General features: G+C 72.4%; 13 protein-coding genes and 1 tRNA gene. 4 read left to right on the top strand and 10 right to left on the bottom strand.

Annotation, left to right across the window (positions count from 1 at the left end; all coding sequences use genetic code 11):
- Positions 1–39 precede the first annotated feature (39 nt).
- From ACIQGZ_RS24490 to ACIQGZ_RS24480, 3 genes are all read right to left on the bottom strand, one after another.
- Positions 40–1,104: an ATP-binding cassette domain-containing protein gene (locus tag ACIQGZ_RS24490; RefSeq protein ID WP_402605400.1), complete on the bottom strand. Its 1,065-nt coding sequence runs from the start codon at positions 1,102–1,104 to the stop codon at positions 40–42.
- A 45-nt stretch (positions 1,105–1,149) separates the two neighbouring features.
- Positions 1,150–1,926 (bottom strand): ABC transporter permease, encoded by a 777-nt coding sequence (locus tag ACIQGZ_RS24485; RefSeq protein ID WP_402605398.1) that lies wholly within the window; start codon positions 1,924–1,926, stop codon positions 1,150–1,152.
- Between the two features lie 121 nt (positions 1,927–2,047).
- Complete coding sequence (locus tag ACIQGZ_RS24480) at positions 2,048–2,848, bottom strand: ABC transporter permease (RefSeq protein ID WP_402605456.1); 801 nt, start codon at positions 2,846–2,848, stop codon at positions 2,048–2,050.
- Positions 2,849–3,238: 390 nt separating this feature from the next.
- On the opposite strand from ACIQGZ_RS24480, the gene ACIQGZ_RS24475 reads away from it, so the two are divergent.
- Positions 3,239–5,623, top strand: coding sequence for a transglycosylase domain-containing protein (locus tag ACIQGZ_RS24475; RefSeq protein ID WP_402605395.1), 2,385 nt, complete (start codon positions 3,239–3,241; stop codon positions 5,621–5,623).
- 80 nt (positions 5,624–5,703) lie between these two features.
- On the opposite strand, the gene ACIQGZ_RS24470 is transcribed toward ACIQGZ_RS24475, so the two are convergent.
- Together ACIQGZ_RS24470 and ACIQGZ_RS24465 are read right to left on the bottom strand one after the other, a co-directional pair.
- Entirely contained in the window at positions 5,704–6,006 is a 303-nt protein-coding gene (locus tag ACIQGZ_RS24470) for a GroES family chaperonin (protein ID WP_402605453.1), read from the bottom strand.
- A 183-nt stretch (positions 6,007–6,189) separates the two neighbouring features.
- Positions 6,190–6,543: a DUF3618 domain-containing protein gene (locus ACIQGZ_RS24465; RefSeq protein ID WP_402605393.1), complete on the bottom strand. Its 354-nt coding sequence runs from the start codon at positions 6,541–6,543 to the stop codon at positions 6,190–6,192.
- 144 nt (positions 6,544–6,687) lie between these two features.
- Here ACIQGZ_RS24465 and bcp point away from each other — a divergent pair, with 144 nt between their 5' ends.
- The gene (gene bcp, locus ACIQGZ_RS24460) at positions 6,688–7,155 is read left to right on the top strand and encodes a thioredoxin-dependent thiol peroxidase (RefSeq protein ID WP_402605391.1); all 468 of its coding nucleotides are present in this window, start codon (positions 6,688–6,690) and stop codon (positions 7,153–7,155) included.
- Between the two features lie 281 nt (positions 7,156–7,436).
- Positions 7,437–7,518, top strand: a tRNA-Leu gene (locus ACIQGZ_RS24455).
- A 66-nt stretch (positions 7,519–7,584) separates the two neighbouring features.
- Here ACIQGZ_RS24455 and rdgB read toward each other — a convergent pair.
- The 4 genes from rdgB to ACIQGZ_RS24435 form a co-directional block, all read right to left on the bottom strand.
- On the bottom strand, positions 7,585–8,193 hold the full coding sequence (gene rdgB, locus ACIQGZ_RS24450) for an RdgB/HAM1 family non-canonical purine NTP pyrophosphatase (RefSeq protein WP_402605388.1): 609 nt from the start codon (positions 8,191–8,193) through the stop codon (positions 7,585–7,587).
- 64 nt (positions 8,194–8,257) lie between these two features.
- Positions 8,258–8,656, bottom strand: a complete 399-nt coding sequence (locus ACIQGZ_RS24445; protein WP_402605386.1) for a hypothetical protein — start codon at positions 8,654–8,656, stop codon at positions 8,258–8,260.
- A 123-nt stretch (positions 8,657–8,779) separates the two neighbouring features.
- A complete protein-coding gene (rph, locus tag ACIQGZ_RS24440) occupies positions 8,780–9,505 on the bottom strand; it encodes a ribonuclease PH (protein WP_402605384.1) in 726 nt (241 codons plus the stop codon).
- 137 nt (positions 9,506–9,642) lie between these two features.
- Positions 9,643–9,876 (bottom strand): glucose PTS transporter subunit EIIB, encoded by a 234-nt coding sequence (locus tag ACIQGZ_RS24435; protein WP_402605382.1) that lies wholly within the window; start codon positions 9,874–9,876, stop codon positions 9,643–9,645.
- A 517-nt stretch (positions 9,877–10,393) separates the two neighbouring features.
- On the opposite strand from ACIQGZ_RS24435, the gene ACIQGZ_RS24430 reads away from it, so the two are divergent.
- Complete coding sequence (locus tag ACIQGZ_RS24430) at positions 10,394–11,617, top strand: PTS transporter subunit EIIC (RefSeq protein WP_402605380.1); 1,224 nt, start codon at positions 10,394–10,396, stop codon at positions 11,615–11,617.
- A gap of 52 nt (positions 11,618–11,669) precedes the next feature.
- Here the strand turns inward: ACIQGZ_RS24430 and ACIQGZ_RS24425 are convergent, their stop codons facing one another.
- The gene (locus ACIQGZ_RS24425; RefSeq protein ID WP_402605377.1) at positions 11,670–12,416 is read right to left on the bottom strand and encodes an MBL fold metallo-hydrolase; all 747 of its coding nucleotides are present in this window, start codon (positions 12,414–12,416) and stop codon (positions 11,670–11,672) included.
- Between the last annotated feature and the right edge of the window lie 173 nt (positions 12,417–12,589).

The raw sequence follows: 12,589 nt of genomic DNA, 5'->3' as shown, positions 1-12,589 counted from the left end.
CATCCCCCGCCGGCCAGCCTGCCTCCTCGGCCTGCCCCCTCAGCCTGCCAGCGCCGGGTGGGCCGGGTCTCCCCCACCCTCCCCTCCCTCCCCGCCGCCCGGCCCCGGCCCCGGCCCCGCCGCCGACGACGACGCCGCCGACGCGGTGGCGATCTCCCCCGCGTACAGCCGGGCGATGACATCCTCGATGGCCGGCTCGCGCACCGACAGGTCCACCAGCGGATACCGCTCCGCGACGGCCGCCACCACCGGCGCGGCGCTGCGCGCGGCCGGGAAGGCCAGCCACTGCCGGGGCCCGTCGACCCGCACCACCCGGGCTCCCGGCACCTCGATCGGCGGCCGGGGCTCGGCCAGGTCCACCACCAGGGTGCGTTCGCTCTCGCCGACCGCGTGCAGCCCGTCGAGTCCGCCGTCGTAGACCACCCGGCCGTGGTCGATGACCATCACCCGGGAGCAGAGTTGCTCGATGTCGGTGAGGTCGTGGGTGGTGAGCAGCACGGTGGTGCCGCGCTCGGTGTTGACCTCGCGCAGGAACTCGCGGACCCGGTTGCGGCTGACCACGTCCAGTCCGATGGTGGGCTCGTCCAGGTAGAGCACCTGGGGGTCGTGCAGCAGCGCGGCGGCGATGTCGCCGCGCATCCGCTGGCCCAGCGAGAGCTGGCGGACGGGGGTGTCCAGCAGCGGGCCGAGTTCCAGCAGTTCCAGGCAGCGGTGCAGGTTCTGCCGGTAGCGGTCGGCGGGGATGCGGTAGATGCGGCGGGCCAGCTCGTAGGAGTCGCGCAGCGGCAGGTCCCACCAGAGGGTGGTGCGCTGCCCGAAGACGACTCCCATCCGGCCGGCGAGGGCCACCCGGTCGCGGGCCGGGTCGACTCCGGCCACCCGCAGCCGGCCGCCGCTGGGGACCAGGATGCCGGTGAGCATCTTGACGGTGGTGGACTTCCCGGCGCCGTTGGGCCCGATGTAGCCGACGCACTCGCCGGCGTCCACGGCGAAGCTGAGGCCGTCCACGGCCCGCACCTCCCGCTTCTCCCGGCGGAACCGGCTCTTGCGGCTGCGTACGGTGAAGGTCCGGCTGACGTTCTCGACCTCGATGAGCGCTGGCATCTCGGTGTGCTCCTCACTGACGTTTCGATGGGTACGGAGGGGGGCTCAGCTGCCGGTGCTGCGGTAGGTGCGCAGGCCGGTACGCCAGGCGAGCCCGGCAACGGCCAGCGCCAGCGCCGCCGCGACCGGTGAGGCGAAGCGGAACGCCTCCGGGAGGCCGAGCGGGTCGGGCCGGCCGAGGATGTGCAGGGCGGGCAGCCAGTTGACGAAGGCCAGCGGGACGCCGAAGACCGCGCCGGCCAGCAGGTCGCGGCCGAAGACGGCCGGCGGGTACTGGAGCATGGTGGCGCCGCCGTAGGTGAAGGCGTTCTGCGCTTCGGCCGCGTCCGCCGCCCAGAACTGGAAGGACGCGCCGCCGACGAACAGCGCCACGAAGATCGCGGTGCCGCTGATCAGCAGCACCGGCACCAGCAGCACCCGGTCCCAGGTCCAGTGCACCTGGACGGCGGTCAGCGACCAGGCCAGGATGGCGGTCGCCTGGAGCGGCCGGCCCAGCCTGCGCAGCCCGAACCGGTCGGCGGCCATCTGGGCGAGGGCGGGCGCCGGGCGTACCAGCATGGTGTCCAGGGTGCCCAGCCTGATCCGCTCGCCCAGCCGGTCGATGCTGCCGACCAGCAGGTCGGCCGTCCCGATGGCGAAGCCGGAGGTGCCGTAGAGGAAGGCCACCTGCGGCAGGTCCCAGCCGCCGAGCCGGCCGGTGTGCTGGAACATGATGACGATGACCGCGAAGTCCATCGTGGTGACGGTCAGATTGCCGAGCACCAGCATGGCGAACGAGGCGCGGTACGCCAGCGACGACCGCACCCACATCCCGGCACTCATCCGCCAGACCCGCAGCCCCCAGCACAGTTCCGCCAGCGGCCGCCGCCGCCTCCGTCCCGTGACGACGGAACCGGGCCCGCCCGTACCAGCGCCGGCAACCCCCGTCCCGGCCTCGGCGAGGTCAGCCACCCTGGACCACCACCCGGCGGGTGGCCGCGACCTGCACGGCCCGCCCGGCGGCCAGCAGCAGCACCGCCCACAGCAGCTGGAAGCCGAGCGCCCGTCCCAGCCCGGCGCCGACCCGCCGCTCCAGCAGCACATCGCAGGGCACCTGCACCAGCGCCGCCCACGGCAGCAGCCGGGCCACCGCGCCGAGCGCCCCGGGGAAGAGGGCGAGCGGCAGCAGCATGCCGGAGAAGAACATCCCGGTCATCTGGGCGAGCGTCCGCAGCCCGTCGACGTCCAGCAGCCAGAAGCCGACCAGGGAGACCAGGTAGCGCAGGGCGAAGCTGACGACGACGGCCAGCAGCACCGAGAGCAGGAACGCCGCCCAGACCCGACCGTCGCGCGGCAGCTCCAGCGGGAAGGCGAGCGCGCCGACGGCGAGCGGCACGGCGCCCCGGGTGATCAGCTGGAATCCGGCCCGGCCGAGGTCGGAGGCCAGCCACCACGCCTGGAGGTCCACCGGCCGGTAGAGGTCGACCGCGATGTCACCGTTGCGGATGCGGGTCTGGAGGTCGTCCTGGAAGCCGCCGCCCCAGACCGCGACGGTCGCCAGCAGCGCCTGGCTGATCCAGATGTAGGTCACCGCCCCGGCGAGGTCGTAACCGCCGAGGCCCGGCCGGGCCTGCCAGAGTGCCCGGAAGGTGCAGGCCAGGATGAAGCCGAACGCGGTGTTGGCGAAGATGCCGGCGAAGGTCGCGGCCCGGTAGGTGGAGTAGCGGCGGAAGGACCCGTGGGCCACGGAGCCGTAGAGGGTCAGCTGCACTTTGTCTCCTTGTCGACAGAAGGGACGGCCCACCGCACCCGGGCACGCCACAGGGCCCCGACCCGGAGCACCCCGGGGGTCGGGGGCTGGGTCGGAGCTGTCGGAGCTGCCCGGTATGCGGTTGTACTCGCAGCGTAGCGAGCACCGTCACAGCGCGCATCCGTATTCCCGGCCCGATCACCACAGCGCGTGACGCTGGTCACGCCGTGGGTCACAGGAATGCCACAAAGGGGGCGGGAGGCGCGCCGTCCGGGCATTTGTTACCGATGATGCGAAAGTGTGAGCCGGAAGGAGCCGACCGTTCCGACGGCCACACATGCGTTGTACCAGCGAAAGCGCCGCCGCCCGGTGGCGCCGGCCGCAGCCCAGGAGCGAGCAGGAGCCATGAGCGAGCAGAGCAGGAGCGCGCAGCGGCGCGCCCGCAGGCGGGCCGCCCGAGCCGCCCGCAGGGCCCGGCGGACGGGCTGGCGGCGGCTGCTGCCCAGCTGGCGGATGACGCTGGGCGCGCTGCTGCTGTTCGTCCTGGCGTGCACCGGCGCCTTCGTCTTCCTGTACCTCACGGTGCCGGTGCCGGACGCCAACGCCCAGGCCGTCGCGCAGAGCAACGTCTACTACTACTCCGACGGCAAGACCGAGCTGGGCCGCACCGGCGAGGTCAACCGCGAGTCGGTGCCGCTGGCCCAGATCCCGCTGGACACCCAGCGCGCGGTGGTCTCGGCGGAGGACCGCAGCTTCTACAAGAACAAGGGCGTCGATGTGAAGGGCAGCCTGCGCGCCGCCCTCAACACCATCACCGGCAAGGGCACCCAGGGCGGCTCCACGATCACCCAGCAGTATGTGAAGAACTACTACCTGACCCAGGAGCAGACCGTCAGCCGCAAGGTGAAGGAGATCTTCATCTCGCTCAAGGTCGACCAGACCGAGAGCAAGGAGCAGATCCTCGACGGCTATCTGAACACCAGCTACTTCGGCCGCAACGCCTACGGCATCCAGGCCGCCGCCCGCGCCTACTACGGCAAGGACGCCGCCGCGCTGACCACCGAGCAGGGCGCCTATCTGGCGGCGCTGCTCCAGGCGCCCAGCCAGTACGACGTGGCGGTCGCCACCCCGGCCAACCGCCGCGCCGCCGTGGCCCGCTGGAACTACGTGCTGAACGGCATGGTGACCGAGGGCTGGCTCACCCCGGCCAGGCGGGCCGGGATGACGTTCCCCGAGCCGATCGCCCCCAAGGCGACCCCGGGCGTCGGCGGCCAGGCGGGCTACCTGGTGGAGATCGCCCGTGACTCGCTGCTGGAGTCCAAGGCCATCGACGAGGCCACCTTGCAGGCCGGCGGCTGGAAGATCACCACCACCTTCGACAAGAAGAAGCAGAACGCCTTCGTCTCGGCGGTCAAGAGCGAGCTGACCGACCAGCTCGACCCGAAGGCCCGGCCGGACACCGACACCGACGTCCGGGTCGGCGGGGCCTCGATCGAGCCGACCACCGGGAAGATCGTCGCCGCGTACGGCGGGGCGGACTACGCGACCCAGCCCTACAACGACGCCACCCGCCGCGACAACCCCATCGGCTCCACCTTCAAGGCGTTCGACCTGGCGGCCGGTCTCCAGGGCGACCACACCACCCAGAACGGCAAGCCGATCACCACCCAGACCGTCTACGACGGCACCAGCCGCCGCCCGGTCGTCGGCGGCGGCCCCCACTGGGCGCCGCCCAACGAGGACGACAAGGACTACGGTCCGATCACGCTGCGCTACGCCATGATGAAGTCGGTCAACTCGGTCTACGCCCAGGAGGCGGTGGACGCGGGCCTCCAGAACGTCCGGGACACCGCCGTGGCGCTGGGCCTCCCGGCGAACACCAAGGACATGGACCCGGCCAACAGCTCCATGGCGCTGGGCACCGCCACCCCCAGCGCCCTCGACCTGGCCGGCGCCTACGCGACCCTGGCCAACCACGGCGGGCGGATCACCCCCTGGGCGGTGCAGCGGCTGGAGCGCACCAACGGCACCGTGGTCGCGCTGCCCACCCACCACACCACCCAGGCCATCAGCCAGGGCACCGCCGACGCCGTCACCTCGGTGCTCCAGGACGTGGTCAGCCCGAGCGGCACCGGCTACGCCGCGCTCGGCCTGGGCCGGCCCGCGGCCGGCAAGACCGGTACCACCGACAAGAACGTGTCGGCCTGGTTCGCGGGCTACACCCCGCAGCTGGTCACCACGGTCGGCATCTTCCGGGAGAACCCCAGGACCCACGCCAAGGAGTCGCTGAACGGCACGGCCGGCCTGGCCAGGATCAACGGCGGGGCCTTCCCCACCGAGATCTGGACCGCGTACATGAAGGGCGCGCTCCAGGGCACCAAGACCGTCGACTTCGACCTGGCCCCGAGCACCGGCAACAGCGGTCCGCCGGTCGTCGCCACCAGCCCGAGCGCCAGTGCGAGCCCCAGCACCTCGGCCGGCCCCAGCCCCAGCGGCTCCCCCTCCGCGCAGCAGCCCTCGCCGGCGCAGTCCCCGGAGACGCCCAGCCCGTCGGGCGAGGACACCGGGATGCCGTCCGGCATCCCCAGCGCCGGGGACATCCTCGGTGACATCGCGGGCGGTACCGGCGGCACGGGCAGCACCGGGGGCACGGGTGGCACCGGCAGTACGGGCAGCGCCGCGCCGAGCGGCCCGAGCGAGGGCGACACCGGGGCGGGTGGCGGCGGCCGTACCACCGGCGGGAACAGCGGCCACCCGGCCGGCCCGGACGCCACGCTGCCGGACCGCTGACACCGCAGTCCCCGTGACAGCACCGGCCCGCCGCTTCGATGCCGGAGCGGCGGGCCCGTGCTGTCAGGGTGCGGGCGGGGTCAGAGGTACAGTCCGGTGCTGCCGCCGGTGTCACCGATCCGCTCCGCCGCGACCGCGTGGATGTCCCGCTCGCGCAGCAGTACGTACAGGGTGCCGCGCACTTCCACCTCGGCCCGGTCCTCCGGGTCGAACAGCACCCGGTCGCCCGGCTCGATGGACCGTACGTTCTGCCCCACCGCGACGACCTCCGCCCAGGAGCAGCGCTTGGACAGCTCGGCGGTGGCCGGGATCAGGATGCCCCCGGTCGAGCGGCGCTCGCCCTCACCGCCCTCGGTGCGCACCAGCACCCGGTCATGCAGCATCCGGATCGGCAGCTTCTCGCCGAGGGTCTCGTTGCGCGTCGTCACGTAGCTGCTCTGCTTCTCGTCGTTTCCGGGACGGGGGGTCTCACTCACACCCCCGAAAATACCGCCCCGGGGCGCGGGCCCCACCGGCGAGGGCCGGACCGGGCGACCGCCCGGCCCGGCCCTCGCCGGAAGCGTGCGCTACTTGCGGCGGCGGCGCAGTGCCACGACGGCCACCACCGCGACCACGGCGACCGCCGCCACCGGCAGCAGCCGGTCCTTGCGCGGGCCGCCCTTCTCGTCCAGGAACTCCGCCCGGACCCGCTCCACGCCGCGGTGCGCCGCCACATACGCCCGGCCCACCGTGCGGTCGGCCGCCGCGGCGGCCTTGGCCTTGGCCTGCGCGGCGACGGTGGACGGGTGCACCCGTACCGCGATCTCGTCCAGGGTCGCCGCCAGCTGCCTGCGGGTCGCGGCGATGTTCGCCTCGATCTCGGCAGCGGTGCGCCCGTCGGGGGCGCCGCCGCTGTCGCCCCGCGTGCCGACCTCGCCCAAGGGGGCCACCTCACTCACCAATCCCGTTTGCGTTCGATGGGGAACAGTCTGTCAGGCCCGGTGTCGCCGCGCGCAGCGGCACCCCGCCATCGGAGTACCTTTCCTGAGAGCGCGTACCCATCCCATCCGAGGAGAAATTGCCCCGTGAGCGAGCGACTTCAGCCCGGCGACACCGCCCCGGCCTTCACCCTGCCCGACGCCGACGGCAAGCCGGTCTCCCTCGCCGACCACCTCGGCCGCAAGGTCATCGTGTACTTCTACCCGGCCGCCCTCACTCCGGGCTGCACCAAGCAGGCCTGCGACTTCACCGACAACCTGGAGCTGCTGGCCGGCGCGGGCTACGACGTGATCGGCATCTCGCCGGACAAGCCGGAGAAGCTGGGCGCGTTCCGGGAGAAGGAGGGCCTGCGGGTCACCCTGCTCTCCGACCCGGAGAAGGAGACCCTGGCCGCGTACGGTGCCTTCGGGGAGAAGTCGCTGTACGGGAAGACCGTCGTCGGCGTCATCCGGTCCACGGTGATCGTGGACGAGCAGGGCAAGGTCGAGCGGGCCCTCCACAATGTGAAGGCGACCGGCCACGTGGCCAAGCTGATCAAGGACCTGTCCCTCTGACCTGCTGGTCCTCATCGGTTCGCAGCGGTGGCGGCGGGCCCCCCGACAGGACCCACCGCCACCGCCGTCACTCACCTCGGTGCCGCGTCGACCGGCTCCGAGGTCGCATCGGGGCTGCGCCGCCCGGGAGTTGACGGCGACTCTACAAAGGTCTGAACCACTTGGGCAATAGGTCTGAACCACTCTGTTGAACCACCCCGCCGGGGGCGGCCCGGTCGCGGGCGGCCGGGGCGCGAAAGTGTGACGGCGACGGCCGGGCCCCAGTACCATGGTGGATCGACGCGGCCGTGGCGCAATGGCGACGCAAACGGTTTAGGTCCGTTGGCCCGTGAGGGCTTGAGGGTTCGAATCCCTCCGGCCGCACTCTCCGCCGATGCGAAGGGCCGCCCGGGGTGCTCCCCCGGGCGGCCCTCCGCCGTCGGTGCCCGCTCAGCCCAGCAGCTGCCGCACGACCGGGACCAGGGCGCGGAAGGCGTGGCCCCGGTGGCTGATGGCGTTCTTCTCGTCGGCGGTCAGCTCGGCGCAGGTCCGGGTCTCGCCGTCCGGCTGGAGGATCGGGTCGTAGCCGAAGCCGCCCGAGCCGGCCGGCTCGGTGCGCAGCGTGCCCGGCAACCGGCCCTCGACCACCCGCTCGGTGCCGTCGGGCAGCGCCAGCGCGGCGGCGCAGACGAAGTGGGCGCCCCGGTGCGGGGCGGCGATGTCGGAGAGCTGGGCGAGCAGCAGGTCGAGATTGGCCTTGTCGTCGCCGTGCCGCCCGGCCCAGCGGGCCGAGAAGATGCCGGGGGCGCCACCGAGCACGTCCACGCAGAGGCCGGAGTCGTCGGCGACGGCGGGCAGTCCGGTGCCCTGGGCCAGGGCGTGCGCCTTGAGCAGCGCGTTCTCGGCGAAGGTGACACCGGTCTCCGGGACGTCCGGGATCTCGGGGTAGGCGTCGGCGCCGACCAGCTCCAGTGGCAGCCCGGCTGCGCTGAGGATGGCCTGGAGTTCGGTGACCTTGTGCCGGTTGCGGGTGGCGAGGACGAGGCGCTTGTTGCTCATGACAGCCGATTATCCCCCGGGCGATTTCCCCCGAGCGATTCACCCCCGGGTTCCCCCCGGGCGACTATCCCCCGAGCGACGGCACGTACCCACCGGCGCAGACGGCGGTCAGGGTCGCGGCCGCGCGGACCAGCGGGGGGAGGTCTGGCTTGCGCTTGGCGTCGACGGCCCGCCGCACCGCCTCGACCTGGGTCCGCAGATCGCGTACGGACTTGCCGACCTCGTCGTTGTGGGACTGCCCGGCGACCTGGTCCAGGTCGTGGGAGAGGGTGTCCAGCGCCGTGTCCAGCCGCTTGGGGTGCTCGGTGGCGCCCCGGGCGGCGCTCTCGACCTCCTGGACGTCACTGGTGATCCGGACGGCGACCTTGCCGCAGTCCAGCGCCTTCTGGGCGGCGGAGCAGCCGGCGGCCAGCGGGGCGGTGGCGAGCAGTGCGGCGGCGGCGAGGGCGGCGGTGCGGCGCATCGGGCGGCTCCGGAAAGGGCTCGGTGGTGCCTGCGGGTCATCCGTCCCGATCGAGACTACCGGCGTGCCCGCCGGTCCCGGGTGGGAATCGGCGGGCACGTGCGCTGCGGCCGGCGGCGGGGGTCAGCCGTCCAGGGCCTTGCGCTGGATCTCGTCCAGTTCGGCGCAGCCGAGGGTGCCGAGGTCGAGCAGCTGGTCGAGGAGCGAGCGGTCGAAGGGGGCGCCCTCGGCGGTGCCCTGCACCTCCACGAAGCGGCCGTCGCCGGTGCAGACGATGTTCATGTCGGTCTCGGCGCGGACGTCCTCCTCGTAGCAGAGGTCGAGCATCGGGACGCCGTCGATGATGCCGACGCTGACCGCGCTGACGGTGCCGGTGATCGGCTGCCCCTTGGCGCGCAGAATCCTCTTCTCGCGGGCCCAGCCGATCGCGTCGACCAGCGCGACGTAGGCGCCGGTGATGGCGGCGGTGCGGGTGCCGCCGTCGGCCTGGAGCACGTCGCAGTCGAGCACCACGGTGTTCTCGGCGAGCGCGCGGTGGTCGATGACGGCGCGCAGCGAGCGGCCGATCAGGCGGCTGATCTCATGGGTGCGGCCGCCGATCTTGCCGCGTACCGACTCGCGGTCGCCGCGGGTGTTGGTGGCGCGGGGGAGCATGGAGTACTCGGCGGTGACCCAGCCCTCGCCGCTGCCCTTGCGCCAGCGGGGCACGCCCTCGGTGACGCTGGCGGTGCACAGCACGCGGGTGTCGCCGAAGGAGACGAGGACGGAGCCTTCGGCGTGCTTGCTCCAGCCCCTCTCGATGGTGATGGGGCGGAGCTGGTCGGGGGTGCGGCCGTCGATGCGTGACATAGCGGTCGAGCGTAGTCGAGTCGGCGGCGCCCGGGGCGCGACTGGGGGCGGGGTGCGCGCCGGGGGCGCGCGGCGGCGGCCCGTGCCGGCTGCGGCGGGCGGGCGCCGACACGGGCGGGGGCGTGCGGGTCAGCCGGTCACATCATGTCTTCGATCTCGGCCGCGATCGGGTCGGCGTCGGTGCCGATGACGACCTGGACGGCATTGCCCATCTTGACGACGCCATGGGCGCCGGCGGCCTTGAGGGCGGCCTCGTCGACCAGGGAGGCGTCATTGACCTCGGTGCGCAGGCGGGTGATACACCCTTCGATCTCTTCGATGTTCTCGATACCGCCGAGACCGGCGACGATCTTCTCAGCCTTGGTGGCCATCTGCTTCTCCTGCTCTGTGGGCGCCCGGTGCCGACCCCCGTCCGGCGCTGCTTCGCGAGCGGCCGCCCGGCGGTGACCGCTGGTCTACACCAGTTCTCGAACAGGAGCCAAGCGCGAGCGTATCGGACGCGCGGCGGCCGGAACGGCCGGACGGGGGAGGCCGGACGGGTGGCACCGGGACCAGGGACACGGGAGAGCGGGGACACAGGAGAGGGGGACACGGGAGAGCGGCGGGGGCGCGGCCGGGGTGTCGATGGCCGTCCGCCGGACTTCGGGGGTGCACGATGGGTCCGATTCACCGCTCGGGCCGATCGGCGGTGTGGTCAACTGGTGGTCGGCTGCCGCATTGTGGGTGAAGAGGGCGGCCGATCGCCGATTTATGCAGCAAGGTATCGATTCGGCAGCGCTTCCCGCCTGCGCGTTTGCCGGGGGTTTCAGCGGCCTGTGACGGCGTGCTACAAAACTGGTCTACACCAGATTGGTGTAGACCAGTTTTACTCCGCGTGAGGAACGCCCCATGAGCACGACGACCGCGCAGGCAGTGCCGCCCGCCAAGAAGTTCGGCTCCGACCTCTTCCAGGGCCTGCAGAAGATCGGCCGCAGCCTGCAGCTGCCCATCGCCGTGCTGCCGGCGGCGGGCATCCTGCTGCGGCTCGGCCAGCCCGACGTCTTCGGCCCCAAGGGTCTGCACTGGGACAAGGTCGCCAAGGTCTTCGCCACCGCGGGCGGTGCCATCTTCGACAATCTGCCGCTGCTGTTCTGCGTGGGCATCGCCATCGGCTTCGCCCGGAAGTCGGACGGCTCCACCGCGCTGGCCGCGCTCGTCGGATACCTGGTCTTCCACAATGTGCTCAGCGTCTTCCCCGACCATGCGGGCGAGCCGCAGAATCCCGGTGTGCTGGGCGGCATCGTCGTCGGGCTGCTGAGCGCGCTGCTCTGGCAGCACTACCACCGCCGCAAGCTGGTGGACTGGCTGGGCTTCTTCAACGGCCGGCGGCTGGTCCCGATCATCATGGCCTTCGTCGGCACCCTGCTGGGGGTGCTCTTCGGCCTGCTCTGGGGGCCGATCGGCTCCGGCGTCGACGCCGCGAGCAGTTGGACCATCGACCTGGGCGCCACCGGCGCCGGGATCTTCGGGCTGGTCAACCGGCTGCTGCTGCCGATCGGCATGCACCAGTTCGTCAACACCTTCTTCTGGCAGCAGGCCGGCACCTTCCATGACGCCACCGGCCGGCTGGTGCAGGGCGACCTCAACCGGTTCTTCGCCGGCGACCCCTCCGCCGGGCAGTTCATGGGCGGCTTCTTCCCGATCATGATGTTCGGCCTGCCCGCCGCCGCGCTGGCCATCGCGCACTGCGCCCGCCCGGAGCGGCGGGCAGCGGTCGGCGGCATGATGCTGTCGCTGGCGCTGACCTCGTTCATGACCGGCATCACCGAGCCGATCGAGTTCTCCTTCATGTTCATCGCCCCGGTGCTGTACGGCATCCACGCGGTGCTGACGGCGGTGTCGCTCGCGGTCACCTGGCTGCTGGGCGTGCACCACGGCTTCACCTTCTCCGCCGGGGCCATCGACTACGTCCTCAACTGGCACTTCGCCACCAAACCCTGGCTGATCGTCCCCATCGGGCTGGTGGTCGGGCTGGTCTACTACCTGGTCTTCCGCTTTGCGATCATCAGATTCGACCTGCCGACGCCGGGGCGGGAACCCGATGAGCAGGTCGAGGACGCCACCAAGCCCTGACCGGCCGCCGCCCGGGGCGGGGCCGGTCGTACTCGGTCTTCAGCCGCGGCCCTCAGATGCGGTACTTCGCACCGGCCACCGCCGCCTCCACCGGGCCCGCGAAGGCCGCCTGGGCGTCGGCGACATTGCGTGCGGTGTCCGTCCACGGCGGGATGTGGGTGAGCACCAGCCGGCCCACCCCCGCCTCCTCGGCGCACTCGCCCGCCTCCCTGCCGTTCAGGTGCAGGTCGGGGATGTCCTCCTTGCCCTCGGTGAAGGACGCCTCGCAGAGGAACAGGTCCGCGCCCCGGGCCAGCTCGGTCAGCGCCGCGCAGGGGCCGGTGTCCCCGGAGTAGACCAGGGTGCGGCCGTCGTGCTCCAGCCGGAAGCCGTACGCCTCCACCGGGTGCGCCACCGGCACGGCGGTGACCCGGAACGGACCGACCTCGAAGGTGCCCCGGGTGAGGGTCCGGAAGTCGAACACGCCCTTCATCCCCGGATGCTCGTCCATGTCGTAGGCGCGGGCCAGCCGCTCGGGGGTGCCCTGCGGGCCGATGACGGGCAGCGGGTCGGGGCAGCCGCCGACCCGGTAGTTGCGGGCCACCCAGTAGGCGCACATGTCGATGCAGTGGTCGGCGTGCAGATGGCTGAGCAGGACGGTGTCCACCTCGTACAGCCCGCAGTAGCGCTGGAGTGCCCCGAGGGCGCCGTTGCCGAGGTCGACCACCAGGCGGAAGCCGTCGGCCTCGACCAGGTAGCAGGAGCAGGGCGAGTCGGGTGACGGGAAGCTCCCCGAGCACCCCACCACGGTCAGGTCCATCCGCGCCCCTCCGCACCGGCTCGTACCGACCGGGCCGCCGGCCGGTCAGGCTGCTTTCGCGAGTCGAGAGTAAGGGTGGGGCGGCACTATGCCGCCGCCCGCGTGCCGCGTTGTGTCGGGAATCACCAGTACGAGCGCGCGGTGCCTCCGGCGGGGCGGGGGTGGGCGCGGAG

It is taken from the genome of Streptomyces sp. NPDC092296 (assembly GCF_044755465.1).
GTDB lineage: Bacteria > Actinomycetota > Actinomycetes > Streptomycetales > Streptomycetaceae > Peterkaempfera.
This window is presented reverse-complemented; position numbering and strand designations above follow the sequence as displayed.

Coding starts and splice junctions, on each gene's coding strand:
- ACIQGZ_RS24490 (WP_402605400.1), bottom strand. CDS start 1,104: ATGCCAGCGCTCATCGAGGTCGAGAACGTCAGCCGGACCTTCACCGTA.
- ACIQGZ_RS24485 (WP_402605398.1), bottom strand. CDS start 1,926: ATGAGTGCCGGGATGTGGGTGCGGTCGTCGCTGGCGTACCGCGCCTCG.
- ACIQGZ_RS24475 (WP_402605395.1), top strand. CDS start 3,239: ATGAGCGAGCAGAGCAGGAGCGCGCAGCGGCGCGCCCGCAGGCGGGCC.
- ACIQGZ_RS24470 (WP_402605453.1), bottom strand. CDS start 6,006: ATGCTGCATGACCGGGTGCTGGTGCGCACCGAGGGCGGTGAGGGCGAG.
- rdgB (WP_402605388.1), bottom strand. CDS start 8,193: ATGAGCAACAAGCGCCTCGTCCTCGCCACCCGCAACCGGCACAAGGTC.
- ACIQGZ_RS24445 (WP_402605386.1), bottom strand. CDS start 8,656: ATGCGCCGCACCGCCGCCCTCGCCGCCGCCGCACTGCTCGCCACCGCC.
- rph (WP_402605384.1), bottom strand. CDS start 9,505: ATGTCACGCATCGACGGCCGCACCCCCGACCAGCTCCGCCCCATCACC.
- ACIQGZ_RS24435 (WP_402605382.1), bottom strand. CDS start 9,876: ATGGCCACCAAGGCTGAGAAGATCGTCGCCGGTCTCGGCGGTATCGAG.
- ACIQGZ_RS24430 (WP_402605380.1), top strand. CDS start 10,394: ATGAGCACGACGACCGCGCAGGCAGTGCCGCCCGCCAAGAAGTTCGGC.
- ACIQGZ_RS24425 (WP_402605377.1), bottom strand. CDS start 12,416: ATGGACCTGACCGTGGTGGGGTGCTCGGGGAGCTTCCCGTCACCCGAC.